Raw genomic sequence first — 26,402 nt, forward strand, 5'->3', positions numbered from 1 at the left:
CATTGTTAATATACTATCTTGTTGAAATATTTTCGGAGGTGCTAGTAAAATGGCAGTAAAAATTCGTTTAAAACGTATGGGATCAAAAAGATCTCCTTTCTATCGTATTGTAGTAGCAGATTCTCGTTCACCACGTGATGGTCGTTTCATCGAAACAGTTGGAACATACAATCCAGTGTTATCACCAGCTGAGGTGAAAATCAACGAAGAATTAGCTCTTAAATGGCTTCAAAATGGTGCGAAACCATCTGATACAGTTCGCAACCTTTTCTCAAGCCAAGGAATTCTTGAAAAATTTCATAATGCGAAAAACAGCAAATAATGAATGAGCTGTCCTTGGAAGAATTGATTGTGTCCATCGTCGAGCCACTTGTTGATTTCCCTGAAGATATTCACGTATCTTCATTAGAAAAAGATGAGCAAGTGATTTACACACTGTCTGTCAATGCTGAAGATACCGGAAAGGTGATCGGAAAGCAGGGACGTACAGCGAAAGCGATACGAACAGTCATGTTTGCAGCAAGTGCAGAGTCTTCTAAGAAAGTTCAACTTGAGATTGCTGACTAAAAAGGGAGAGGGCTTAGGACCTCCCCTTTTTTTACACGTTTAAATCTATTTTTCGTTATACTGTAGAGGACAAATGCCTTCGGATAGGGGGACAAAAAGGAAGATGCAGATCATTCAACATGTCACCGTCATGCAAGTATTAACTGAAAGCAGTAAGGACAAACTGTTAACGACTTTTTTGGAGAAAAAAGAAAGACTAGAACGTGAATGCAACCAACTATATTTTCAACTGAAAAAACATGAAAAAGAACCACATCAGCAAGAAGCCATCCCTCAATTTCAAAAAGCCATCGATAAACGGCAGGAAAAGATCCAGCAAATTGACTTTCAAGTAGAGCAGCTGCATATTTTGCCGCTTGGAAGTGAAATGAAAGAGACAGAAGTGGATGCGCTGGTTGAAGTGAAAATAGGTGATAAATGGGATGACAAGATGCAAGACAATGTCATCGTCGTGAAAGACGGCACCATTGTGGAAATACGTCAGGGGTGATTGAGAACATGGAACAAGAATGGTTGAATGTTGGAAAGATTGTCAATACACACGGAGTGCGCGGAGAAGTACGCGTCGTATCAAAGACAGATTTCCCAGAAGAGCGTTACAAAAAAGGAAGCGTCCTCTATATTTTTAAGCAAGGTCAAGGGGAGCCGCTGAAAGTCACTGTCGCATCACATAGGCAGCATAAACAGTTTGATTTGCTTACATTTGAAGAAATTAGCTCATTAAATGAAGCAGAGCTATTGAAAGAATCAATCTTAAAAGTAGAAAAAGAACATCTCGGCTCTTTAGATGAAGGAGAATTTTATTTCCACCAAATCATTGGCTGTGAAGTATACGATGAAGAGGATCAGCTTGTCGGCCAAATCAAGGAGATTTTAACACCAGGGGCAAATGATGTCTGGGTGGTCGGAAGAAAAGGCAAAAAAGATGCCTTGATTCCTTATATCCCATCTGTCGTCAAAAAGATCGATATCTCATCCAAAACCATACATATTGAAGTGATGGAAGGACTCATTGACGAATGAAAATCGACTTCTTAACGCTTTTTCCTGAAATGTTCGAAGGTGTGCTCCACTCATCGATCTTAAAAAAGGCACAGGAGAAAGAAGCTGTCTCATTCAATGTTGTCAATTTTAGAGAGTATTCAGATCATAAGCACAAAACAGTAGATGATTACCCATATGGCGGCGGTGCTGGTATGGTACTGAAAGCACAGCCCGTATTCGATGCGGTAGAAGATTTAACGAAGAAAGCAAGCAAGAAGCCCCGAATTATTCTTGTCTGTCCTCAAGGAGAAAGATATACACAAAAGAAGGCAGAGGAACTTGCAAAAGAAGAACACCTTATGTTCATTTGCGGCCATTATGAAGGCTACGATGAGCGCATCAGGGAGCATCTTGTCACAGATGAAATCTCAATCGGAGATTTCGTTCTCACAGGCGGAGAGCTGCCAGCGATGATGATTGCAGACAGTGTGGTCAGGCTTTTGCCTCATGTGCTTGGAAAAGAAGCGTCTCACATTGAAGATTCATTTAGTACAGGTTTGCTAGAGCATCCTCACTATACAAGGCCAGCCGATTATAAAGGACTAAAAGTGCCGGAAGTGCTCCTCTCTGGAAATCATGCCAAAATTGAAGAGTGGCGGCGCAAAGAATCCTTGAAGCGAACTTATACAAGAAGGCCAGATTTGATCGATTCATGCAAAACGTTAACAGATGAAGAAAAAAGATGGCTTTGGCAGCTTCATAATGACTAGATTGTATTGCACACTGCATAGAGGTATGGTATGATACTACTTGTGACTTGGACGGCTTGCCGATTCGAGTTTGAAAACGATGTTCCGCTGCAATGAAGAAAGAGGACATGAGCATCTGTTGGAAGGAGTTGAAAACGATGCAACATTTGATTGAAGAAATCACAAAAGAACAATTACGCACTGATCTTCCTGCGTTCCGTCCTGGTGACACTTTACGTGTACACGTTAAAGTTGTCGAGGGTACTCGTGAGCGTATCCAGATCTTTGAAGGTGTTGTAATTAAGCGTCGTGGTGGTGGAATCAGCGAAACTTTCACAGTTCGTAAGATTTCTTACGGTGTAGGCGTTGAGCGTACATTCCCTGTACACACACCAAAAATCGCTAACATCGAAGTTGTACGTCACGGTAAGGTACGTCGTGCGAAACTTTACTACCTACGTGAACTTCGCGGTAAAGCGGCTCGTATCAAAGAAATCAGACGATAATGATATCAAAGGAAAGAGCTTGTTACCTGTAACAGGCTCTTTTTTTGTACGATGTATAGAGATAATCGATAGAAGAGAAGGTGCACATATGACGATTCAATGGTTTCCAGGCCATATGGCAAAAGCAAGACGTGAAGTCACAGAAAAATTAAAGCTCATCGACATCGTATTTGAATTAACTGATGCTAGAATTCCGATGTCCTCTAGAAACCCAATGATCGAAGAAATCCTTCAGAATAAACCCAAAATCATGCTATTAAACAAAGCAGATAAAGCGGATCCTCGTGTGACAAAGGAGTGGCAGGCGCACTTTGAGCAGCAAGGCGTTCGGTCACTTGCTATTAACTCTGTCGATGGACAAGGGTTAAATCAGATCATCACAACTTCAAAAGAAATCTTAAAAGAAAAATTCGACCGCATGAAAGCAAAAGGTGTTAAACCACGTGCAATCCGGGCGCTGATTATCGGGATTCCCAACGTCGGGAAATCGACCTTAATCAATCGTTTAGCGAAAAAGAACATTGCCAAAACAGGAGACCGTCCTGGTATTACCACCTCACAGCAATGGGTGAAGGTAGGGAAAGAATTGGAACTGCTCGATACACCTGGAATCCTCTGGCCGAAGTTTGAAGATGAGAAAGTAGGACTTAGGCTAGCGGTAACTGGAGCGATCAAAGATTCTATCATCAACTTACAGGATGTCGCTGTATATGGACTTCGCTTTCTAGAAGAAAACTATCCAGAGAGATTAAAAAAACGCTATGACCTAACGGAGATCCCTGAAGATACGGCTGAGCTGTTTGATGCAATAGGTACAAAGCGCGGCTGTCTCATGAGCGGTGGATTGATTAATTACGACAAAACCACCGAAATCATTATTCGGGATATTCGAACAGAAAAATTTGGTCCCCTCACTTTTGAGAAGCCTGAAAGCTAAAAGACACGCAGCTCATGCGGGTCTTTATTTTTTGCGGAAAACTGCCGATATAAAGAAGGAGGCTGACGAAAAGCCTATGTACACAGTGAAACAAATAAAAGAACTGATAGAAAAGCATTCGCAAGACGAGTCATACATTCATGAGCTTGTAAAAGATGATAAGAGAAAAAGTGTCCAAAAACTGATAGAGAAGTGGCACAAAGAGAGAGAAAAGCAGCAGCAACTTCATGTAGCATGGAATGAGATGCTGCAATTTGAAAACAATGCTAAGGCGCAGGGATACACATGTATTGCTGGAATAGATGAAGCAGGAAGAGGACCACTGGCAGGCCCCGTTGTAGCAGCAGCTGTCATATTAAAGGAAGATACAGTCCTGCTCGGTTTAAACGACTCAAAGCAATTATCTGAGAAAAAAAGATTGGCATATTATGACCTGATCCAAAAAGAAGCACTTGATATCGGTATCGGCATTGTTGATGCGGCTACGATTGATGAAATCAATATTTACGAGGCATCAAGACTGGCGATGGTGAGAGCGGTGGAGCAGTTAACTCATACACCTGATTATCTACTCATAGATGCCATGACGCTCCCACTTCCTATTCACCAGGAGAATATCATCAAAGGAGATGCAAAAAGTGCATCCATCGCAGCAGGTGCATGTATTGCAAAGGTGACAAGAGATCAGATGATGGAAGAATACGGGCGTAAGTACCCTGAGTATCAATTTGAAAAACATAAAGGGTACGGAACAAAAGAGCATTTGGCTGCCATTCAAACACATGGAGCTGCCCCAATCCATCGATTATCGTTTGCACCAGTGAAATCCGTTATCTCATAAATTTTTGACCTAAGGAGGCTGCCTGTGATGACAAGAGTTGAGGACATACATACAGCACTGAATAGCCGGTTAAGTGCGGCAGAATCTGTGCCATTAAACACCGAAGGAAAGGAAAATGTGCATCGGCTGATTCTCGGTAAAGTACTGAAAATGCTTGGAGATGATACAGCCCTTGTTCAAATAGGCTCAACAAAAATAAAAGCACAGCTAGCGGCTCAGCTCAAAGCAGACGCATTTTATTGGTTCCAATTTGAACAAGAGGGTGGAGACAGCCTCAATAAACTAAGGCCAGTCCAGCAATTTGATCAAGATCCTAAGACATTAAAGGATGCCGCTGCCAAACTATTAGAAGGTCTCTCTCTGAAAAGCGGACTTGAAAACATTCTAACAGCCACAGCTTTTTTAAAAGAAAAATCGGTTATCAACGAAACAGAGTTAAAAACGGCAGTGAAGTGGATCGAACAGCTTCAAGGAGCTGATGTGAAAAAAGGTCTCCAGGCACTTCTATTTGCTTTAAAGAAAGACTTGCCGATCCAGGAAGGAGTGCTTCAATCCATTTTAGCTGTGAAATCATCCTCTGCTCTTCATCAGGATATGACAGCGCTGCTAGAACGCTTAACACAGCTCCCGAAGCACTCAGACGCCACACAGGCGCTTACACAAGCCGTTCGATCAGTCATAGATGCTGAGACGTCTGTCCATGCAGAAAAGCTCTTATCGGTCCTTCTAGCAGCGAGAGAAGGGGCGACGAAGCAAGGAGGAAGTCTACCTGTAACGCCTCAGCCCAATCTGACTCAACCAAAAGAAAATAGCCAAACTCCAATCGCTCAAGAGCGTCAGACGACCCAAGTTCTTCAATCTAACGTGCAGCAGTCAACAAGTCCAAAAGAGCTGCACATCCCGCCTCAGCAAATTGAGCGGATACTTACAAGTTTAATAAAACAAGGCGCAGATGGGCAGCAAGAACCTAGCTTAAAACAGCTCACGTCATTGCTGCAAGGGCTTCAGCAGGCTGGATCTCAGCCTGACGCAAAAGCATCTGTGCTTCAAAAAGAATTTCCATTCCTGTCAAAAATAGAGGCAAAAGCATTGGCTCAGGTGGTGCAGCAGACGGAACCCGCATTAAGCAATAAAACCGATGTGCTCGATTTACTCATGACGATGAAAAAGGCAATAGGTGTACGTGACGAAATCGGTATGCTGAAACTACTCGAAAAAGGCAACCAGGATGTAAAAAATCAGGAGCTTCACCAATTAAAGCTCGTCTTAAATGATGTGAGACAGTCTGATTTACCAGAGCCCGTAAAAAAAGAAGTCGATCAATTGTTTCATAGATTGAACGGGCAGTTATTTGTGCAGCAGGAGAACCAAACCATCAGCCAAATGATGGTCTCTTATCCGCTCTTTTCAAAACATAGTGTTCAAGATTTAACCTTTATTCTAAAAGGACATAAGAAAAAAGATGGCTCTATTGACATTTCTCAGTGTCGCCTTATGTTTTACTTAAACATGGAAAACCTCGAAGAAACATTAATCGACTGTACGATTCAGCAAAAGGTCATGTCAATTACAGTTGAAACCGGTCATGAACTTCAAGGAGCCATTAATCCAATGATTCCAGCAGTTCGGGAGAATTTAAATGCCTTAGGATACAGCCTTACGGGAATTACAGCAAAGAAGAGACAAGAGCCAGTAGATCCGTCTCACTTTCTAGATGAACACTTTCATAAAATCAGCGAGAAAGGGCTGGACTTACGAGTATGAAGGATTCAAAACCGCTTAGAAGGGCGGTCGCTCTACATTATGATGAAGAAAAACAAAAGGCGCCAAAAGTCGTCGCGACAGGGAGCGGCTATGTGGCAGACCATATCATTGAAGAAGCAAAAAAGTCGGGAGTTCCTATCCAAGAAGACCGTAATTTAGTCGAACTCATGCGCCACTTAACGCTGGATGAGGAGATCCCTGAAGCGTTATACGATACTGTAGCAGAAATATTTTCATTTATCTATAGGTTAGATCAAAAAATGAAAAAATAAGGTAAAATAAGTGTTTTGAATGAAAAATTTATATTTTTAATAAAATAAAAGTTTGAATGTTTAGAAGGATTTTACGATTTTACATAGAACCCTAGACATTCTCTTTTTTATTCTTTAAAATGAAAGCGCAGTCTATTTTATAATTTTTGTTTCTACATATGTTGGGAGGATGGGAAATGAATATCCATGAGTACCAAGGAAAAGAAATCCTAAGAAAATATGGGGTTTCAGTTCCAAATGGTAAAGTAGCATTTACACCTGATGAAGCAGTGAAAGCATCAGAAGAGCTAGAAAGCTCTGTATATGTCGTAAAAGCACAGATTCATGCAGGCGGCCGTGGTAAAGCAGGCGGGGTAAAAATTGCAAAAACAAAAGATGAAGTGAAAGGGTTTGCAGAGGAATTGCTCGGCAAAACACTTGTCACACATCAAACTGGGCCTGAGGGGCGCGAAATAAAACGCTTACTTATTGAAGAAGGCTGCGATATTCAAAAGGAGTACTACGTTGGACTTGTTTTGGACAGAGCGACATCAAGAATTGTATTGATGGCTTCTGAAGAAGGCGGTACTGAAATTGAAGAAGTAGCAGAAAAAACGCCAGAAAAAATCGTCAAAGTGGTCATCGACCCAGCGATTGGATTGCAAGGCTATCAGGCGAGAGAAGTAGCGTTTAAAATTAATATTCCAACAAAATTAGTTGGCCAAGCTGTTAAGTTTATGACAAGTCTTTACAATGCGTTCGTTGAAAAAGATTGTTCAATTGCTGAGATTAATCCACTTGTTGTAACAGGCGATGGAAAAGTCATGGCACTTGATGCGAAATTAAACTTTGATAGCAATGCCTTATATAGACAAAAAGATATATTAGAATACCGTGACCTTGATGAAGAGGATCCAAAAGAAATTGAAGCATCTAAATATGATCTAAGCTACATTTCTCTAGATGGAAATATTGGCTGTATGGTCAATGGTGCAGGTCTTGCGATGTCTACAATGGATATCATCAAGCATTACGGCGGGGACCCTGCAAACTTCCTGGATGTTGGCGGCGGTGCAACAGCTGAAAAAGTAACGGAAGCATTTAAAATCATCTTATCTGATCAAAATGTAAAAGGGATTTTCGTGAACATTTTTGGCGGCATCATGAAATGTGATGTCATTGCAGAAGGTGTCGTTGAAGCGACGAAACAAGTCGGCTTAACATTACCACTCGTTGTACGTCTTGAAGGAACAAACGTTGAATTAGGGAAGAAAATTCTGAGCGATTCAGGCTTAAATATCACTTCTGCTGAGTCTATGGCTGATGGGGCAGAAAAGATTGTATCTTTAGTCAAGTAGAGCAGAAAGGCAGGGAACCTAAATGAGTGTATTTATTAATAAAAATACGAGAGTAATTGTTCAGGGGATTACCGGTTCAACCGCATTGTTCCATACAAAACAAATGATTGAGTACGGAACAAATATTGTTGGCGGTGTCACACCTGGAAAAGGTGGAACTGAAGTAGAAGGAGTTCCTGTATTTAATACAGTATCTGAAGCTGTTCAAACAACTGGAGCAAATGCTTCTGTTATCTATGTACCAGCACCATTTGCAGCAGATGCCATTTTAGAGGCTGTTGATGCAGAAGTCGATCTAGTCATTTGTATTACAGAACATATTCCAGTACTTGACATGGTCAAAGTAAAACGGTATATGGAAGGGAAAAAGACAAGACTTGTTGGCCCTAACTGCCCAGGTGTCATTACACCTGAAGAATGTAAGATTGGGATCATGCCAGGCTACATTCATAAAAAAGGTCATGTGGGGGTTGTTTCTCGTTCTGGAACGCTTACATATGAAGCGGTACATCAGCTTTCAGAAGCTGGCGTTGGTCAATCGACAGCTGTAGGAATCGGCGGAGACCCTGTCAATGGGACAAACTTTATTGATGTATTAAAAGCATTCAATGAAGACCCTGATACACATGCTGTCATTATGATCGGTGAAATTGGCGGTACGGCTGAAGAAGAAGCAGCTGAATGGGTAAAAGCAAATATGACAAAGCCAGTTGTTGGCTTTATTGGCGGTAAAACGGCGCCTCCAGGAAAACGCATGGGACATGCTGGTGCCATTATTTCTGGTGGTAAAGGAACAGCTGATGAAAAAGTAAAAACAATGCGTGAATGTGGAATTGAAGTGGCAGAGACACCATCTGTCATGGGAGAAACTTTGATTAAAGTACTAAAAGAGAAGAATCTCTTTGAAGCTTGTAAAACGCATTAATGACACAAGAAGACTTGTTCTTTGACAAGTCTTCTTCTTTCTATCTTAAACAGGAGGAATGGTATGTACAACGTGTCCGAAAGAATGATTTTTCACCGCTTAAAAGGCCTCATCTCACCCTCTTTGTTAACAAAATGGTGGAAAGTCGATCCTGAGCTATATATAAATGAAGAAACACATCATTTCAAACAGGATCGATCATTACAAACAATCGACTTTACCCGCTTAAAACAAGCCGAAGAAAAAGAATTCCCCATTTTTCAACACATCGTTCAAGCCTATTTAAAGCAAAACATTCACATGATTCCCATCACATCACCCTTATATCCCAGCACACTAAAACATATTTATGATCCTCCCCCTGTGTTATTCCTAAAAGGAAACATATCGTATTTAAATGAAGAAAAAAGTTTAGGTGTAGTAGGCACACGAGTTCCATCGTCTTATGGAGAAGCATGTGTGAAGAAAATTGTTGGTGAGCTTGTAAAGGAAGAGTGGACGATTGTCAGTGGCTTAGCAAAAGGCATTGATGGACTTGCACATAAAGAGTGCATTAGGAATAAAGGGAAAACGATCGGTATTATAGCAGGCGGATTTCAGCACTTATACCCAAAGGAACATGTGCAAATGGCTGAATACATGGGCGAGCATCATTTGCTTTTATCTGAGCATCCGCCTTACGTCAAACCAGAAAAGTGGCATTTCCCTTTGAGGAATCGTTTAATTAGTGCGCTCACAAGTGGAACCATCGTGATTCAGTGCAAAGAAAAGAGCGGTTCACTCATTACCGCCTATCAAGCACTTGAGCAAGGCAAAGAGGTATTTGCGGTTGCAGGATCAATCTTTGATCCTAATTCCACAGGTCCAGCCAGACTTATACAGCAGGGAGCAAAGCTTGTTCATTCAACGAAGGATATTTTAGAGGAATTCTCCTTCCGCAGCGTTCAATATACTGAACTCTCATAAAAATATCGTTTGACAAAAGACATAGGAATATTTAATAATAGTGAGGATTTAAGTTTACACTTTGTTTTTCGTGTTTATAATGATGTTCATCATAAAGAATTTTTCATGATTGCCTGTTAGATAGGTGCAATTAACATAAATATGAATTGTGAAATGTATAAAGAGAGAACACCTCTTAAGGGGGATTTTGAGTATGGCTGATTATTTAGTCATCGTTGAGTCGCCAGCCAAGGCGAAAACGATTGAGCGTTATTTAGGTAAAAAGTATAAAGTAAAGGCTTCAATGGGGCACATAAGAGATTTACCGAAAAGTCAGCTTGGTGTTGACACTGAGCATGACTTCGAACCGAGGTATATTACAATTCGCGGGAAAGGCCCCGTATTAAAAGAATTAAAAACAGCTGCGAAAAAAGTAAAGAAAGTCTATCTCGCAGCTGACCCCGATAGAGAGGGAGAAGCGATTGCTTGGCATTTAGCGCATAGCCTTGACCTTGACCTCTCTTCTGACTGCCGCGTTGTCTTTAACGAGATTACAAAAGATGCTATTAAAGATTCCTTTAAGCATCCACGTATGATCAATATGGATTTAGTTGATGCACAGCAGGCAAGACGGATCTTAGATCGTCTCGTTGGGTATAAAATTAGTCCGATTTTATGGAAGAAAGTGAAAAAGGGCTTAAGTGCTGGTCGTGTTCAATCAGTTGCACTCCGCCTGATTATTGATCGCGAGAATGAAATTAATGAATTTAAACCAGAAGAATACTGGACAATTGACGGTACATTCCTAAAAGGAAAAGAAAGCTTCGAAGCGAGCTTCTTTGGCGTCAATGGCAAAAAGCATCCACTGAAAACAAAAGAAGATGTAAAAGAAATCCTTTCGAAACTAAAAGGGAGCAAATTCTCTGTAGAGAAAGTGACGAAAAAAGAGCGTAAACGCAACCCAGCTGTTCCGTTTACAACATCTACTTTACAGCAGGAAGCTGCGAGAAAATTAAACTTCCGTGCGAAAAAGACGATGATGATTGCACAGCAATTATATGAAGGAATTGATCTTGGTAAAGAAGGTACAGTCGGACTCATTACATACATGAGAACGGACTCAACACGTATTTCCAATACGGCGATTGAAGAAGTATCTGCTTTCATTGATCAGACGTACGGTAAGAATTTCTTAAATACAACAAAACGAACCGCTAAAAAGAATGAAAATGCACAAGATGCTCACGAAGCCATCAGACCGACATCTACGCTAAGAAAACCAGCAGATGTCAAACATGTTTTAAGCCGAGATCAACTTCGTCTGTATAAATTGATTTGGGAACGATTCGTCGCAAGCCAAATGGCGCCGGCTGTTCTTGATACAATGAGTGTGGACCTTGATAATAACGGGCTTACATTCCGTGCTAACGGAAGCAAAGTGAAATTCCCTGGATTCATGAAGGTATATGTAGAAGGGAAAGACGACCAGCTAGAAGAAAAGGACAAAATGCTGCCTGATCTTAAAGAAGGTGATACGGTTCTTTCAAAAGATATCGAACCTGAACAGCACTTCACGCAGCCGCCTCCGCGCTACACTGAGGCAAGACTTGTCAAAACGCTTGAAGAGCTAGGTATAGGCCGTCCGTCTACGTATGCACCAACATTAGATACGATTCAAAAGCGCGGCTATGTCGCACTTGATAATAAACGGTTTATCCCAACAGAGCTTGGGGAAATTGTTCTCAACTTAATCATTGAATTCTTCCCTGAAATCATTAACGTGGAATTCACAGCGAAAATGGAAAAAGAACTTGATAGCGTTGAAGAAGGTACGATCGAATGGGTTCGTATTATCGACAGCTTCTATCAAGACTTTGCAAAACGGGTCGAAAAAGCGGAAGCAGAAATGCAAGAAGTTGAGATTGAGCCTGAATACGCCGGAGTTGACTGTGAAGAGTGTGGACATCCGATGGTGTACAAAATGGGTCGATACGGTAAGTTCATGGCTTGCTCTAACTTTCCTGACTGCCGTAACACAAAACCAATTGTGAAAGATATTGGTGTGAAATGCCCGACATGTCATGAAGGAAACATTGTTGAACGAAAATCTAAGAAGCGCCGCATTTTTTATGGCTGTGATCGTTTTCCAGAGTGTGAATTCGTCTCTTGGGACAAACCGATTGAAAGAAAGTGTCCAAAATGCGAAAATATGCTTGTAGAGAAAAAGCTGAAAAAAGGCATGCAAGTTCAATGTGTGAACTGTGATTATAAAGAGGAACAACAAAAATAGCGGTGAGCAGCCTTGTTCACCTGCTTTTTTATGTCATCAAACAGAACTTACGAAATAGGAGAGTTGTACAATGAGTCAATTTGTAAATGTGATCGGAGCAGGTTTAGCTGGAAGTGAAGCGGCATGGCAAATTGCTAAACGCGGAATTAAAGTCAACTTGTATGAAATGAGACCTGTCAAACAAACGCCAGCTCACCACACAGATAAATTTGCAGAGCTTGTATGCAGCAATTCACTGCGTGCCAACGCTTTGACAAATGCGGTCGGTGTATTAAAGGAAGAAATGCGTCATTTAGATTCAGCGATTATCGCAGCTGCAGATGAAAGCTCAGTTCCTGCTGGCGGAGCGCTTGCAGTAGATCGTCATGAATTTGCAGCAAACGTTACTGATCGCGTAAAAAATCACCCGAATGTGACAGTTTTTCAAGAAGAAGTGCAAAGCATTCCAGAAGGTCCAACAATTATTGCGACAGGCCCACTTACATCTGAAGCACTTTCAAAAGAATTAAAATCGTTAACTGGTGAAGAATATCTGTACTTCTACGATGCAGCGGCTCCTATCCTAGAGAAAGATAGCATTGATATGGATAAGGTGTACTTGAAATCACGTTATGACAAAGGAGAAGCTGCTTATTTAAACTGTCCAATGACAGAAGAAGAATTCGATCGTTTTTACGACGCGCTTATTTCTGCTGAAACTGTGCCATTAAAAGAGTTCGAAAAAGAAATCTTCTTTGAAGGCTGTATGCCAATTGAAGTCATGGCGAAAAGAGGAAAGAAAACGATGTTGTTTGGTCCGATGAAGCCAGTAGGACTTGAAGATCCGAAAACAGGAAAAAGACCTTATGCTGTTGTTCAATTAAGACAAGATGATGCAGCAGGCACTTTATATAACATCGTCGGCTTCCAGACACATCTGAAGTGGGGCGACCAAAAGGAAGTATTCCGCTTGATTCCAGGTCTTGAAGAAGCAGAGATTGTTCGTTATGGCGTGATGCACCGCAATACATTCATTAACTCACCAAGTCTTTTAAAACCAACGTATCAGTTTAAAAATAGAGAAGATCTATTCTTTGCCGGACAAATGACAGGCGTTGAAGGCTATGTCGAGTCCGCAGCTTCCGGACTAGTGGCTGGAATTAACGCCGCTCGTTTTGTCAAAGGAGAAGAGCTTGTGACACTTCCGGAGGAAACAGCGATCGGCAGCATGGCTTATTACATCACATCGACAAACAAGAAAAGCTTCCAGCCAATGAATGCGAATTTTGGTTTGTTGAAAGATCTTGGTGTTCGCATTAAAAACAAACAAGAGCGTTATGCGGAGTACGCTAAGCGCGCAATCGAAACTATTCAAACTATTTCGAAATCTCTGTAGTAAATCATTGCACGGAAAGCAAGATATGTGATACCATTTAAAAGCCTTAAAGAGGTGTAAAAATGACGAATAAACAGCGTCTTGTCCACTTATTCATTGAATATCTGCAAATTGAAAAAAACTATTCTGCTTTAACCATCTCAGGATATACAGAAGCGATTGAAGAGTTTGTCAGATTTATGAACGTTCAAGGAATAGACGGTTTTGAAGAGGTATCCTATCAAGATACGAGAATTTATTTAACAGAAGCTTATGAAAAAGGCCTGACAAGAAGAACGATTAGTAAGAAAGTCTCTGCGCTTCGCAGCTTTTATAAATTTCTATTAAGAGAACAGCTTGTGAAAGAAAATCCTTTTTTACTCGTTAGCTTACCAAAGCAGGATAAGCGAATTCCTTCATTTTTGTATGAAGAGGAACTAAAAGAGCTTTTTACAGTTTCTGATGTCAGCACACCGCTTGGGCAAAGAAACCAAGCGATTTTAGAACTTCTTTATGCAACAGGTATGAGGGTCAGTGAGTTATGTTCATTAAAAGAATCTGATCTTGATTTATCGATGGATACAGTGCTTGTTCATGGAAAAGGCAGCAAGCAGCGGTATGTTCCTTTTGGTTCATATGCTCATGAAGCGCTCATCACTTATTTAGAGGATGGAAGGCTAAAGCTGAAAGCGAAGGGGAATGATCGTGCTGATGCATATGTGTTTTTGAATCAGCGCGGGGCGCCTCTTACAGACAGAGGCGTTCGATTCATTCTCACTGAACTAATGAAAAAGGCGTCAGGCACATTACATATCCATCCTCACATGTTAAGGCACACCTTTGCCACACACCTCTTAAATGAGGGGGCAGATTTGAGAAGTGTTCAAGAACTTCTTGGTCATTCGAATTTATCATCAACTCAGGTGTACACGCATGTATCAAAAGATTCTTTAAGGAAAACGTACATGTCTCATCACCCAAGGGCTTTTAAACGATCCTAAAAGGAGGTTTTTTCATGTCATCATTTCATGCAACAACCATCTTTGCCGTTCAACACAAAGGAAAAAGTGCGATGGCTGGAGACGGTCAAGTCACTTTCGGGCAGGCTGTCGTGATGAAACACACAGCAAAAAAAGTGCGCCGTCTTTTCGGAGGCAAGGTGCTTGCAGGTTTTGCAGGTTCAGTAGCAGATGCATTTACACTCTTTGAAAAGTTTGAAACGAAGCTTGAAGAATATGGTGGTAACTTAAAGCGGGCAGCCGTAGAACTAGCAAAAGAATGGCGTAGTGACAAGATGCTTAGACAGCTTGAGGCCATGCTGATCGTTATGAACAAAGACAGCATCCTGCTTGTCTCTGGGACAGGAGAGGTCATCGAACCAGATGACGGTATTTTGGCCATCGGCTCAGGCGGCAATTATGCGCTTAGCGCCGGGAGAGCACTCAAAACACATGCAGGTGATCATCTCACAGCAAGAGATATTGCAAAGGCAGCTCTTGAAACCGCTGGAGAAATCTGTGTCTACACGAACGATCAAATCACTTTAGAAGAGCTTGAATAGAAAGGACATGAGACGTATGGAGAAAAAGCCGTTCACCCCAAGAGAGATAGTTGAAAAGCTTGATCAATACATTATTGGTCAGCTTGATGCGAAAAAAGCAGTGGCGGTGGCTTTAAGAAACCGTTACAGAAGAAGCCTTTTACATGATAAGCTAAAGGATGAAGTCGTTCCGAAAAACATTTTAATGATCGGCCCAACAGGTGTGGGGAAAACAGAGATTGCCCGCAGAATTGCAAAAATTTCTGGTGCGCCTTTTATTAAAGTGGAAGCGACGAAGTTTACTGAAGTTGGTTACGTCGGCCGTGATGTAGAATCGATGGTCAGAGATCTAGTTGAGACAGCGATCCGAATTGTCAAAGAAGAAAAGATGAAAGACGTTCAAGAAGAAGCAGAAAAACAAGCAAATAAACGTCTTGTTCATTTACTTGTTCCTGGCAAGAAAAAAAGCCAGTCTGTGAAAAATCCTTTTGAGATGCTGTTTGGTGGTTCTGATGAAGATGACCGTGATCGAGATCAATCAAGTGAAGAAGTTGAACTTGAATCGACAAGAAAGCGAATCGCTCATCAACTGGCTATGGGCGAACTTGAAGATCATTACGTCACGATCGAAGTCGAAGAGCAGCAGCCATCCATGTTTGATATGCTTCAGGGCTCGGGTATGGAGCAAATGGGCATGAACATGCAGGATGCGCTCGGCAATCTCATGCCTAAAAAGAAAAAACGCAGAAAGCTGACCGTCAGAGAAGCAAGAAAGGCGTTAACAGCTGAGGAAGCTTCAAAACTGATTGACATGGATGAAGTCAGTCAAGAAGCTGTCTATAAAGCAGAGCAGCAAGGAATTATTTTTATCGACGAAATCGATAAAATCGCTAAAAGCGGTGGTGCATCATCTGCAGATGTTTCTCGTGAAGGGGTTCAACGTGATATTTTACCGATTGTAGAAGGTTCAACTGTGATGACGAAATATGGGGCAGTGAAAACAGACCATGTGCTTTTTGTAGCAGCAGGTGCATTTCATATGGCAAAACCATCAGATTTGATTCCAGAGCTTCAAGGGCGCTTCCCAATTCGTGTAGAATTAGATAAATTAAGTATCGAAGACTTTGTGAAAATCTTAACGGAACCAGATAATGCATTATTAAAGCAATATAAAGCTTTACTTGAAACAGAAGGTATATCTCTTGAATTTTCTGACGATGCTATTCATAAGATTGCCGAAGTGGCTTATCATGTCAATCAGGAGACAGATAACATCGGTGCAAGAAGGCTTCATACCATACTTGAAAAGCTGCTTGAAGAGCTTTCATTTGAGGCGCCTGATATTACACTAGGGACAGTGACCATTACCCCTCAGTATGTAGAAGAGAAGCTAGGAAAGATTGCGAATAACAAAGACTTAAGTCAATTTATACTTTAACAAATGAATAAAGTAATCTAGGAGGATCATTAATATGGCGTTACTACAAAAAACAAGGATTATTAACTCAATGCTGCAAGATGCAGCGGGGAAACCAGTTAATTTTAAGGAAATGGCAGAAACGTTGAGAGATGTCATTGATTCAAACATTTTCGTATTAAGCAGAAGAGGGAAGCTTCTAGGCTACTCGATCAACCAGCAGATTGAAAATCCGCGTATGAAAAAAATGCTTGAAGACCGTCAGTTCCCTGAAGAATATACAAAGAGTCTATTTAACATCCCTGAAACATCTTCAAATCTTGACATTAACAGTGAGTATACAGCTTTCCCGATTGAGAACCGTGATTTATTTGAATCAGGTTTGACAACCATTGTTCCAATTATCGGAGGAGGAGATCGTTTAGGGACGTTAATCCTGTCTCGTTTGCAAGATACATTCAAAGATGATGATTTAATTCTTGCTGAATACGGTGCAACAGTTGTTGGAATGGAGATCCTTCGTGAGAAATCAGAGGAAATCGAAGAAGAAGCAAGAAGTAAAGCTGTTGTCCAAATGGCGATTAGTTCTCTTTCATATAGTGAGCTTGAAGCCATTGAGCACATCTTTGAAGAACTTGATGGTAACGAAGGGCTTCTAGTGGCAAGTAAAATTGCTGACCGTGTAGGAATCACTCGTTCAGTGATCGTGAACGCCTTACGTAAGTTAGAAAGTGCAGGCGTCATCGAATCTCGTTCTCTTGGAATGAAGGGAACGTATATCAAAGTGTTAAACAACAAATTTTTAATTGAACTTGAAAATTTAAAATCTCATTAATCAAAAACCCTTTTCAGCAGAAATACAAGCTGAAAAGGTTTTTTTTTTATAAAAAAAGAGGATTTGTCCGAAAAATGACACTCTTTTTTCCAAGAAAACCCTTACAATTCTTAGTTCTTTGAATCTAGGTCTTTATACCTATTCGTAAAATAGATATATATTACGAGTTTTTTTTACATATACATCATAGACTTTAATCCTATTATTTCTTACAATGAACATATGGTTTTACAAATCTCGACATGATTAAATGGAATGAAATACATATGATTGGAGGTATATGGTTTTGGATATATTTTCTGGAACGATAAGCAACCTTGAGAATGCCTTGGGCAGAGCGAATGTTAAGCAAAAAGTCATAAGCAATAATATCGCGAATATAGACACACCGAACTACAAGTCGAAAAACGTCGCATTTCATGATATGCTAAACGATGCGTCGATCAAGTTAGATGCTAAAAAAACATACCAAGGTCACATTGATTTTTCTAAAACAGGGTCTAATTATTCAGTTGTTTCGAGCAACCGTACTTCATATCAAGAAAACGGAAATAATGTCGATATTGATCAAGAGATGAGTGAACTCGCTAAAAACCAAATTCAGTATAATGCGTTGGTTGAAAGAATGAGTGGAAAATTCAATTCTCTTAAAACAGTTTTGACAGGAGGTAAGTGATGTCAATTTTTTCAGGCGTTAACGCTTCGGCCTCTGCATTAACAGCACAGAGGCTCAGAATGGACGTTGTATCCTCTAACCTTGCAAATATGGATACAACAAGAGCGAAACAGGTTGATGGCAACTGGGAGCCTTATAGACGTAAGCTCGTCACATTACAGCCGTCAGGTGAATCGTTTTCATCTATATTAAACTCAAGCATGAATTCGAGCGGTAAATTAGGAAACGGCGTGAAAGCAACGAAGATTACAGAAGACGAAACTCCATTCAACCTTCAATATGATCCTACAAATCCCGATGCCAATGAAAATGGATATGTTCAAACACCTAATGTTGATCCATTAAAGGAAATGGTTGACCTCATCAGCAGCTCAAGGTCATATGAAGCAAACGTGACCGCGCTAAATGCGAATAAAAGCATGTTGATGAAAGCTTTAGAAATAGGAAAGTAAGGTGAAAAGAATTGGTTAACGCAATATCTCCTTTCCAGCTTCAAGCTGCTCAGCAAGCAAGTGAATTGACAAATGCATCGTCCGTTCATGCGGCTGCACCTAAAAGTCAAACGAATTTCTCTGATGTGCTGAAGAATTCCATTGAGGCATTAAATCAATCACAGCTTAAATCAGACCAGTATACAAATGCACTTGCACAAGGAAAAGATGTCAATCTCGATGAAGTCATGATTGCCTCGCAAAAAGCGAGTGTGACACTCACAGCTGCAACGGAGTTTCGAAATAAAGCGGTCGAAGCGTACCAAGAGATTATGAGAATGCAGATGTAGGAGGTGCTGACGGACAAAAAAAGACTGAATGGAATGACCGGGGGTTAAGATGAATCGTACTTTAATGCAATTAAGAACAAAAACAGTTGAGTTTTGGCGAAATCGATCAAAATTACAAAAAATACTTATGATTGGCGGCGTTGCTGCCCTAGCAATCATTATTACGGTTGTTAGCATCTTTGCTTCTTCTGAAAAAATGGTTCCATTGTTTAGAGATTTGTCTGAGGCAGAAGCTGGGCAAATCAAACAGGAACTAGATGGCAAAAACGTTAAATCGGAACTTGCGAATAATGGAACAACGATTCTCGTTCCAGAAAAGCAGGCCGACTCTTTAAAAGTAACACTCGCATCTGAGGGTCTCCCTAAGACAGGGAATATTGATTACTCCTTCTTTGCGAATAATTCCGGCTTCGGTTTAACAGATAATGAATTTGATGTTCTGAAAGTAGACGCAACTCAGACAGAACTATCCAATCTAATCAACACGATTGATGGGATCAAAGATTCAAAAGTTATGATTAACCTGCCAAAAGATTCCGTTTTTGTTGGAGAAGAGCAAAGTAATGCATCAGCATCCATTGTGCTGCAAGTTGAACGTGGCTACACGCTCGCGCCGCAGCAAGTAAAAGGCCTTTATCATCTTATTTCAAAAAGTGTACCGAATTTAAAGACAGAAAACATTGTCATTATGGACCAAGATTCCAACTACTACGACTTAAACAGCAGTTCCGATTCCTATGCAAGTGGAATGGATGCACAGCAGCAGAAAAAAGAAGAAATCGAAAAGAACCTTCAAAGAAAAATTCAACAGCTGCTGGGAACAATGATGGGTCAAGAAAAAGTCGCTGTATCGGTCACAACAGACATTGATTTTACTGAAGAGAAAAGAAAAGAAGACCTTGTAGAACCAGTTGATAAAGAAAACATGCAAGGCATCGCTGTCAGTGCTGAAAAGATTGCTGAAACTTATTCAGGAAATGGTGCAGCAGCTGGTGGAACCGCTGGAACAGGCGACGATGATGTCACAAACTATCAAGGCGCCGATGGAGCGAATGGTAGCGGAGATTACGAAAAGAGCGAAGATCGTATCAACTATGAAGTCAACCGCATTCATAAAGATATCAAAGAGAGCCCTTATAAAATTAGAGATGTTGGCATTCAAGCATTGGTCGAACCACCAACTGCAAACGATGTGAACTCTTTAACAGCTGAAAGGCAAGATGATATTAAAAAGATTCTTTCAACGATCATTAGCACGTCAATTGATAAAGAATACACAAATGGTCAAGCGCTCACTCAAGCGGACTTAGATAACAAAATTGTTTTATCTGTATCAAAATTAGACGGTAAACAGCAAACTGCAGCAGAAAACCCATCAAACAATATTCCAATTTGGGTTTATATTGTAGGCGGTGTGCTACTACTTGCAATTATCGCTCTCATTATTCTTCTTGTGCGTAAACGCAGAAAAGAAGAGGAAGAAGAGTTTGAGTTTGATGAACATACACCAATTCATGTTCCTGATATCGACACTGAACCAGAAACAGAAGAAATGGTGAGGAAAAATCAGCTTGAAAAAATGGCAAAAGATAAACCAGAAGACTTTGCTAAATTGCTACGCAGCTGGCTGTCCGAGGATTAGGAGGAATACACATGTCGAGAAAAGATTCAAATCGACTAACAGGCAGACAAAAAGCAGCAATCCTAATGATTTCCTTAGGGCTAGAGGTGTCAGCATCTGTATACAAACATCTGTCTGAAGACGAAATAGAAAAATTAACATTGGAAATTTCCAATGTGCGAAGTGTAGATACTGCTAAAAAAGATGAAATCATTGAAGAATTTCACAGCATCGCCATCGCGCAGGACTACATATCACAAGGCGGTCTTATGTACGCAAGACAAGTGCTTGAAAAAGCGCTTGGTGAGGACAAAGCGGATAGTATCTTAAACCGATTAACATCCTCACTTCAAGTGAAACCGTTTGATTTTGCTCGAAAGGCTGACCCAGAACAAATCTTAAACTTTATCCAGCATGAGCATCCACAAACCATTGCGCTCATCCTTTCCTACTTAGATCCAGTTCAAGCAGGGCAGATTTTATCTGAATTAGGTGAGGAAGTACAAACAGAGGTTGCGAGACGTATTGCTTTAATGGATCGCACATCTCCAGAGATCATCAATGAAGTGGAACGCATTCTTGAACAAAAACTTTCTTCAACCTTTACGCAAGACTATACGCAAACGGGCGGAGTCGAAGCGGTTGTAGAAGTACTAAATGGTGTAGACCGTGCGACCGAGAAGACCATTTTAGACACTCTTGAAATTCAAGATCCTGAGCTTGCTGATGAAATTAAGAAACGTATGTTTGTCTTTGAGGATATTGTCACTCTTGACAGCAGAGCGATTCAGCGCGTGATCAGAGATGTTGAAAATGATGACTTATTGCTTGCACTCAAAGTGGCAAGCGAAGAGGTCAAAGAAATTGTCTTCCGCAACATGTCACAGAGAATGGTCGAAACGTTCAAAGAAGAAATGGAGTTTATGGGACCTGTCCGGCTTAGAGATGTCGAGGAAGCACAAACCCGTATTGTCAGCATCGTAAGACGACTCGAGGAAGCTGGAGAAATCGTCATAGCTCGAGGCGGAGGAGACGATATCATTGTCTAGGATTATCAAACATGAAACATCTGTTATTCCTGAGCAAGGCCGGCAAACGATTCCTTTGCAGCAAGTGGAGTTCAAAAAAGAACATCATGAAGAAGAGCTTGTCAATGAAACAGAAGTGTCGCAGCTTGTACTAAGTGATGCTGAAGATCAAGCAAGCCGTATAGTAGAACAAGCAAATAGTGAGCTTGAAAAAACAATGGCTGAAATCAATCAGCGCCGCGCTGATTTTGAAGAAGAAAGAATGCAGCTTATTGAAGAAGCGAAACAAGCAGGTTATCAAGATGGCTTCCAAAAGGGTGAAGCAGATGCGATGAGTCAGTACCGATCAATTCTTGATCAAGCAAATGACATTGTCAGTCTTGCCAAGCAGGATTACGAAGAAAAAATTGAAAGCTCCGCAGAAAAAATTGTGGAACTGGCTTTTGAACTCGCCAAACGTGTTTGGTACTCGGCTGAGGACACGAAAGATCAATTTTTGGCTCTCGTGAAGCAGGTCATTTCTGAAGTGAGAGAATATGACGATATTTCCATCTATGTTGACCCTGAACATTACGATCATGTGATGGAGTATAAAGACGAATTAATCAGAATCCTTCAAAAGGATACACACCTTGCAATTTACTCGGATGAAAAAGCGCCAAAAGGGACTTGTTACGTAGAAACAAGCTTTGGAAAAGTGGAAGCGAGTGTTGATACACAAATGAATCAGTTGAAAGAAAAGCTACTAGAAGTCATTGATTCAGGTGATCACAAATGAACATCGATGTGTTAAAAGAAACGATTGAAACCGCAGATCCTTATAAACGATTTGGTAAAGTCAATCGAGTTGTTGGACTGATGATTGAATCTAAGGGGCCGGAAAGTTCTATCGGAGACGTGTGTCTCATTCATAAAAAGGGGCGTAAGCACGATCCAATAAAAGCAGAGGTCGTAGGGTTTAGAGATGAAAATATTCTGCTCATGCCTTATGTAGAAGCATCCAATATTTCACCAGGAAGTCTAGTTGAAGCGACAGGTGAGTCGCTGAAGGTCAAAGTTGGGACTGGGTTAATTGGCGAAGTTGTTGATGCCTTCGGTGAACCGCTGGACGGCAGTATGCTTCCAAAGGGACTTGCACCTGTTTCGACAGATCAGTCACCTCCAAACCCGATGGACAGGCCGCCTATTCGTGAAAAAATGGGCGTTGGTGTCAGAGTGATCGACAGTCTGCTTACAGTCGGCACTGGTCAGCGGATCGGTATTTTTGCCGGAAGTGGTGTTGGAAAAAGTACCTTAATGGGGATGATTGCTAAGCAGACAGAAGCAGACCTCAATGTCATTGCCCTTGTTGGAGAACGTGGCCGGGAAGTTCGTGAGTTTATTGAAAAGGATTTAGGTACCGAGGGACTAAAGCGATCGATTGTTGTCGTCGCAACTTCTGACCAGCCTGCACTGACGAGAATGAAGGCTGCTTATACAGCAACAGCTATTGCAGAATATTTTAGAGACAGAGGCAAAAATGTCATGTTCATGATGGACTCTGTTACACGGGTCGCTATGGCACAAAGGGAAATCGGTCTTGCAACTGGTGAACCGCCAACGACAAAAGGATATACGCCTTCGGTGTTCGCTATACTGCCAAAATTACTTGAACGAACTGGAACGAATCAGCTTGGTTCCATCACAGCGTTTTACACAGTGCTTGTTGATGGTGACGATATGAATGAGCCAATCGCTGATACAGTCAGGGGAATCTTGATGGCCACATTGTACTTGATCGTGCTTTAGCCAACAAAGGACAATTTCCTGCTGTCAATATTCTGAAAAGTATCAGCCGTGTTATGAGCAATATCGCAAGTCATGATCACAAGGAGGCGGCCAACCGGTTCCGCCAGCTTTTATCCACTTATCAAAACGCTGAAGACCTCATTAACATTGGAGCATATAAAAAAGGCTCCTCGAAAGACATTGATGATGCCATGCAGGCTTATCCTCATCTGATTTCATTTTTGAAGCAGGATGTAGAAGAGGCTGTATCTATTGACGACAGTGTGAATGTATTGCTCGGTTTGATGAATAGAGAGGATTGACAAAAACAGTGAGATATCAATACAAATTTCAAAAGCTCTTAGAACTGAAAGAAAGTGAAAAAGACAAGTCACTCGCAGCGTACCAACAATCCGTTTCGGCATTTGAGCAAGTCGCTGAAAAGCTCTATGAAAATATGAGTAAAAAAGAATTAATGGAAAAAAGCAAAGAAGAAAAGCTGAGAAGTGGTATGAGTGTTCAAGAAATGCGTCATTATCAGCAATTTGTGACCAATTTAGATAACACCATTCAGCATTATCAGCAGCTTGTGATCATGAAACGCCATCAAATGAATGAAAAACAATCTGATTTAACTGAAAAAAACATCGAGTTTAAAAAGTTTGAAAAAATGAAAGAAAAGCAGTATGAAAAGTTTTCCCTTGAACATAAGGCCATTGAAATGAAAGAAATGGATGATATCTCTATCAGCCAATTCATGTTTCAAGGACATTAGGAGTCGAGATGAATGCCTAAGAAGGAAAAAACGAAAGAATCAAGCGGCGGTAAATTTCAATGGATCTTGTTTATTGTCATCATCCCATTGATTGTGCTTGTGTTAGTGACTGGCACAATCCTTTATATGGCAGGTTTTGATCTAAAGAAACCGCTCCAAAACATTCCGGGCGTCAGTAGTTTGGTTGGTTCAGATGACACCTCAAAAACGTCATCTTCACATAATAATCAAAGCGATGCAGAATTGAAGGAACTGAAAAAGACCATTAAAGAGCAAAAGAATGAACTTGAAATTGCACAAAAAGACTTAAAAACAAGTGATGAAGAGATTAAAAGACTGAATCAAAAAATCAGTTCACTTGAAAAAACATCTGAAAATGATGCGAATGATAAGTCAGCGGATGACAGTTCATCAAATAGCAGCTCATCAAGCGATACATCAGGTAATAATGCATCAGGGACAACTTCTGATGGGGCAGCAGCCTCTAACCAGAAACCGAAAGGGAAGATTGCCAGTATCTATGAAAGCATGGACGCAGGGAAATCTGCCAAAATTTTATCAGAATTAAGTGATAAAGAGGCATTGAAGATTCTTGAAGAGCTGAGCAAAAATAAACTAACAGACATATTAGCAAAACTAACACCTCAGAAGGCAGCTACGTTTACGAAAGAGCTTTCTAAAAAAGAAAGTGAAAATGGGGGTGGACAATAAGTGAAGCTATTGGATATTGGAGCCTTACAGCAATCGTCTCAAGGTCTCTCGGGACCAAAGGGGAGCGGCGCGGCATCTGCAAGCGGGTTGTTTAAACAATTACTTAGCGGGGCAGGCGCACAAAGCGGCCTTGTGAATGCTGAGACAGCGGGTGCCACTCTTTCCATCAATGATGCGATGCAAATCATTGAAAAATGGATGCAATCGCCTGAAGAAGGCATCAACGGAGACCTTCTTAGCGCGCTTCAAACACTTCAAGGTCAAACGCTTGATTCGTCTGATCTCAAGTCACTAGAAGAGCTATTTCAAAAAATGGAATCATCCATTTACGGTGATCAAACGGATAAGTCAGCTTCTGAACATAGTGAGCAGCTCATACAAGTCCACTTTTTCATATATCAACTACTCAATCAACAGCCGCTCAGCTTTGATGCAAAGCTAGTGCAAGATATTGAAGCAAAGGGTCAAGACTTCATTCACTTTCTTTCAAAAAATGGAGTAGATGAGAAACTGATTCAGCAAGTAAAAGAGCAGTTTTTCTCGCAGGGTTCAGCACCAAAGCTGAATTCGATGTCTCAAAGTGAGCTGAAACACTTTAATCAGTTAATCGACCATATGATGGCAAATGCAAAAGGGTCAGACAAAGAGTTGAAGATTGCTTTAGGAGAGTTAAAAGAATTGGTCTCTCCAAGACAAGAATCTACTCTTGCTACTCCTGCAAAAGGGGCTAACTCTCTTGAATGGCTCATCAAAAAGGAAGTTGTCAAAGGACAAAGCACTGCTGCACCTGCTTCTGAAAAAACAATCACTCATACGCTGTTGCCAGGTCATAAGCAGTTTTTTCAACTGCAATCAGCAGCTCCTGTTCAGCAGACACAAACAACTGATGAAAAGCCGGGAACGGTTGATCAGCAAATTCTAAATACGTGGAAGCAAATGAAATTCACGCCATTTGGCAACTCAAGTGGGCGCTTTACAGTTCGGTTAAATCCAGAAAATCTCGGATTTATCACGATTCAGCTGACGAAGCAAAATGGTATGTATGCGAGTAAAATTACAGCTTCGACACAGGCAGCAAAAGAACTGCTAGAGCATCACCTTCCGCAGCTCAAGCAGGCGCTTCCGAATATGTCGGTTCAAGTGGACCGTTTCCATATACCGCTTCAATCAAATGAGCAGCCGTTATTTGGACAACAATTTAACGAAGAAAACAAGCAGCAGCAGTCAAAAGGACAGAATTCCCAGCAGACTGATGAACAGGAAGCAGAATTCCAAGATGTACTGGATGCTCTTGTTGGGTCAGATGAAGAAGAGGAGGAGATCTAATGGCAACAGTTGATGCTACAAATAGAATAGCCGCACAAACAGACACTTCTTCAAAAGCAGAAAAGAAAACAGATACGCTTGGCAAAGATCAATTCTTGAAAATTTTGCTCACACAGCTTCAAAACCAAGATCCGACAAACCCACTAGATGACCGTGAGTTTGTCACACAGCTTGCAACATTTTCATCTTTAGAACAGCAAACCAATATGAACGATTCTATCACCAAGCTGAATCAGCTCATGTCTACATTTGTTGCACACCAAGATCCGTTTACGACGTATGTAGGGTGGATCGGTAAAGAAGTATCGGGCAAATTGGATGATAAAGAGATATCAGGCACTGTGAAATCTGTTAAAAACATAAACAATGAATACTTCCTATATTTAGAAGATGGAACGAAAATCAGCCCTTGGGATGTTACAGCAGTTGGAGAAAAAACGAAGTAATTCGAGGA

29 protein-coding genes and 1 pseudogene are annotated in these 26,402 nt (G+C 40.9%); all 30 read left to right on the forward strand.

Annotation, left to right across the window (positions count from 1 at the left end; genetic code table 11):
* Nucleotides 1-49 precede the first annotated feature (49 nt).
* Nucleotides 50-322, forward strand: a complete 273-nt coding sequence (rpsP, locus tag MHB83_RS12665; protein WP_003212139.1) for a 30S ribosomal protein S16 — start codon at nucleotides 50-52, stop codon at nucleotides 320-322.
* Nucleotides 322-567 carry a KH domain-containing protein gene (locus tag MHB83_RS12670; RefSeq protein WP_012009937.1) on the forward strand — a complete coding sequence of 82 codons (246 nt, stop codon included), beginning with the start codon at nucleotides 322-324 and terminating at the stop codon, nucleotides 565-567. Before rpsP ends, MHB83_RS12670 begins: the two co-directional genes overlap by 1 nt.
* Before the next feature lie 103 nt (nucleotides 568-670).
* Nucleotides 671-1,057 carry a YlqD family protein gene (locus MHB83_RS12675; protein WP_050945054.1) on the forward strand — a complete coding sequence of 129 codons (387 nt, stop codon included), beginning with the start codon at nucleotides 671-673 and terminating at the stop codon, nucleotides 1,055-1,057.
* Nucleotides 1,058-1,065: 8 nt separating this feature from the next.
* Nucleotides 1,066-1,590, forward strand: coding sequence for a ribosome maturation factor RimM (rimM, locus tag MHB83_RS12680; protein WP_050945053.1), 525 nt, complete (start codon nucleotides 1,066-1,068; stop codon nucleotides 1,588-1,590).
* Nucleotides 1,587-2,321, forward strand: a complete 735-nt coding sequence (gene trmD / locus MHB83_RS12685; RefSeq protein WP_003211682.1) for a tRNA (guanosine(37)-N1)-methyltransferase TrmD — start codon at nucleotides 1,587-1,589, stop codon at nucleotides 2,319-2,321. The genes rimM and trmD overlap by 4 nt, the downstream gene beginning before the upstream one ends.
* A gap of 137 nt (nucleotides 2,322-2,458) precedes the next feature.
* A complete protein-coding gene (rplS, locus tag MHB83_RS12690; protein WP_003212364.1) occupies nucleotides 2,459-2,806 on the forward strand; it encodes a 50S ribosomal protein L19 in 348 nt (115 codons plus the stop codon).
* A gap of 88 nt (nucleotides 2,807-2,894) precedes the next feature.
* Complete coding sequence (gene ylqF, locus MHB83_RS12695; protein WP_050945052.1) at nucleotides 2,895-3,743, forward strand: ribosome biogenesis GTPase YlqF; 849 nt, start codon at nucleotides 2,895-2,897, stop codon at nucleotides 3,741-3,743.
* A 76-nt stretch (nucleotides 3,744-3,819) separates the two neighbouring features.
* Nucleotides 3,820-4,584 (forward strand): ribonuclease HII, encoded by a 765-nt coding sequence (locus MHB83_RS12700; RefSeq protein ID WP_003210902.1) that lies wholly within the window; start codon nucleotides 3,820-3,822, stop codon nucleotides 4,582-4,584.
* Between the two features lie 27 nt (nucleotides 4,585-4,611).
* Nucleotides 4,612-6,348, forward strand: coding sequence for a glycosyltransferase (locus tag MHB83_RS12705; protein ID WP_253622621.1), 1,737 nt, complete (start codon nucleotides 4,612-4,614; stop codon nucleotides 6,346-6,348).
* A complete protein-coding gene (locus tag MHB83_RS12710; protein WP_003211418.1) occupies nucleotides 6,345-6,620 on the forward strand; it encodes a FlhB-like flagellar biosynthesis protein in 276 nt (91 codons plus the stop codon). Before MHB83_RS12705 ends, MHB83_RS12710 begins: the two co-directional genes overlap by 4 nt.
* A 176-nt stretch (nucleotides 6,621-6,796) precedes the next feature.
* Entirely contained in the window at nucleotides 6,797-7,957 is a 1,161-nt protein-coding gene (gene sucC, locus MHB83_RS12715; protein WP_003211841.1) for an ADP-forming succinate--CoA ligase subunit beta, read from the forward strand.
* Nucleotides 7,958-7,979: 22 nt separating this feature from the next.
* Nucleotides 7,980-8,882, forward strand: coding sequence for a succinate--CoA ligase subunit alpha (gene sucD / locus MHB83_RS12720; RefSeq protein ID WP_003212080.1), 903 nt, complete (start codon nucleotides 7,980-7,982; stop codon nucleotides 8,880-8,882).
* A 63-nt stretch (nucleotides 8,883-8,945) separates the two neighbouring features.
* A complete protein-coding gene (dprA, locus tag MHB83_RS12725) occupies nucleotides 8,946-9,848 on the forward strand; it encodes a DNA-processing protein DprA (protein ID WP_050945050.1) in 903 nt (300 codons plus the stop codon).
* Between the two features lie 193 nt (nucleotides 9,849-10,041).
* Nucleotides 10,042-12,117: a type I DNA topoisomerase gene (topA, locus tag MHB83_RS12730; RefSeq protein WP_003212237.1), complete on the forward strand. Its 2,076-nt coding sequence runs from the start codon at nucleotides 10,042-10,044 to the stop codon at nucleotides 12,115-12,117.
* Nucleotides 12,118-12,187: 70 nt separating this feature from the next.
* On the forward strand, nucleotides 12,188-13,492 hold the full coding sequence (gene trmFO / locus MHB83_RS12735) for an FADH(2)-oxidizing methylenetetrahydrofolate--tRNA-(uracil(54)-C(5))-methyltransferase TrmFO (RefSeq protein ID WP_003212444.1): 1,305 nt from the start codon (nucleotides 12,188-12,190) through the stop codon (nucleotides 13,490-13,492).
* 62 nt (nucleotides 13,493-13,554) lie between these two features.
* Nucleotides 13,555-14,472 carry a tyrosine recombinase XerC gene (xerC, locus tag MHB83_RS12740; protein WP_003211704.1) on the forward strand — a complete coding sequence of 306 codons (918 nt, stop codon included), beginning with the start codon at nucleotides 13,555-13,557 and terminating at the stop codon, nucleotides 14,470-14,472.
* 14 nt (nucleotides 14,473-14,486) lie between these two features.
* Complete coding sequence (gene hslV / locus MHB83_RS12745; RefSeq protein ID WP_003211247.1) at nucleotides 14,487-15,032, forward strand: ATP-dependent protease subunit HslV; 546 nt, start codon at nucleotides 14,487-14,489, stop codon at nucleotides 15,030-15,032.
* A 16-nt stretch (nucleotides 15,033-15,048) separates the two neighbouring features.
* Nucleotides 15,049-16,449: an HslU--HslV peptidase ATPase subunit gene (gene hslU / locus MHB83_RS12750; protein ID WP_003211907.1), complete on the forward strand. Its 1,401-nt coding sequence runs from the start codon at nucleotides 15,049-15,051 to the stop codon at nucleotides 16,447-16,449.
* A gap of 34 nt (nucleotides 16,450-16,483) precedes the next feature.
* Nucleotides 16,484-17,263, forward strand: a complete 780-nt coding sequence (gene codY, locus MHB83_RS12755) for a GTP-sensing pleiotropic transcriptional regulator CodY (RefSeq protein ID WP_003210838.1) — start codon at nucleotides 16,484-16,486, stop codon at nucleotides 17,261-17,263.
* 286 nt (nucleotides 17,264-17,549) lie between these two features.
* Nucleotides 17,550-17,939, forward strand: a complete 390-nt coding sequence (flgB, locus tag MHB83_RS12760; RefSeq protein ID WP_012009952.1) for a flagellar basal body rod protein FlgB — start codon at nucleotides 17,550-17,552, stop codon at nucleotides 17,937-17,939.
* Nucleotides 17,939-18,391: a flagellar basal body rod protein FlgC gene (flgC, locus tag MHB83_RS12765; protein ID WP_012009953.1), complete on the forward strand. Its 453-nt coding sequence runs from the start codon at nucleotides 17,939-17,941 to the stop codon at nucleotides 18,389-18,391. Before flgB ends, flgC begins: the two co-directional genes overlap by 1 nt.
* An 11-nt stretch (nucleotides 18,392-18,402) precedes the next feature.
* Nucleotides 18,403-18,720, forward strand: a complete 318-nt coding sequence (gene fliE, locus MHB83_RS12770; protein WP_003212183.1) for a flagellar hook-basal body complex protein FliE — start codon at nucleotides 18,403-18,405, stop codon at nucleotides 18,718-18,720.
* A gap of 49 nt (nucleotides 18,721-18,769) precedes the next feature.
* Nucleotides 18,770-20,362, forward strand: coding sequence for a flagellar basal-body MS-ring/collar protein FliF (gene fliF / locus MHB83_RS12775; RefSeq protein WP_034619909.1), 1,593 nt, complete (start codon nucleotides 18,770-18,772; stop codon nucleotides 20,360-20,362).
* Between the two features lie 11 nt (nucleotides 20,363-20,373).
* Nucleotides 20,374-21,390 (forward strand): flagellar motor switch protein FliG, encoded by a 1,017-nt coding sequence (gene fliG, locus MHB83_RS12780; protein ID WP_003210883.1) that lies wholly within the window; start codon nucleotides 20,374-20,376, stop codon nucleotides 21,388-21,390.
* Nucleotides 21,383-22,147, forward strand: coding sequence for a flagellar assembly protein FliH (gene fliH, locus MHB83_RS12785; RefSeq protein ID WP_309216696.1), 765 nt, complete (start codon nucleotides 21,383-21,385; stop codon nucleotides 22,145-22,147). Before fliG ends, fliH begins: the two co-directional genes overlap by 8 nt.
* Nucleotides 22,144-23,459: pseudogene (gene fliI, locus MHB83_RS12790) on the forward strand (flagellar protein export ATPase FliI). Before fliH ends, fliI begins: the two are co-directional and overlap by 4 nt.
* An 8-nt stretch (nucleotides 23,460-23,467) precedes the next feature.
* Nucleotides 23,468-23,911 (forward strand): flagellar export protein FliJ, encoded by a 444-nt coding sequence (gene fliJ / locus MHB83_RS12795; protein WP_034620036.1) that lies wholly within the window; start codon nucleotides 23,468-23,470, stop codon nucleotides 23,909-23,911.
* Between the two features lie 12 nt (nucleotides 23,912-23,923).
* Nucleotides 23,924-24,622: a MotE family protein gene (locus MHB83_RS12800; protein ID WP_050945049.1), complete on the forward strand. Its 699-nt coding sequence runs from the start codon at nucleotides 23,924-23,926 to the stop codon at nucleotides 24,620-24,622.
* A complete protein-coding gene (locus tag MHB83_RS12805; RefSeq protein WP_309216697.1) occupies nucleotides 24,623-25,948 on the forward strand; it encodes a flagellar hook-length control protein FliK in 1,326 nt (441 codons plus the stop codon).
* Nucleotides 25,948-26,394 (forward strand): flagellar hook assembly protein FlgD, encoded by a 447-nt coding sequence (gene flgD, locus MHB83_RS12810; RefSeq protein ID WP_050945047.1) that lies wholly within the window; start codon nucleotides 25,948-25,950, stop codon nucleotides 26,392-26,394. Before MHB83_RS12805 ends, flgD begins: the two co-directional genes overlap by 1 nt.
* Nucleotides 26,395-26,402 lie beyond the last annotated feature (8 nt).

This window comes from Bacillus sp. FSL K6-3149 (assembly GCF_038630515.1).
GTDB lineage: Bacteria > Bacillota > Bacilli > Bacillales > Bacillaceae > Bacillus > Bacillus pumilus.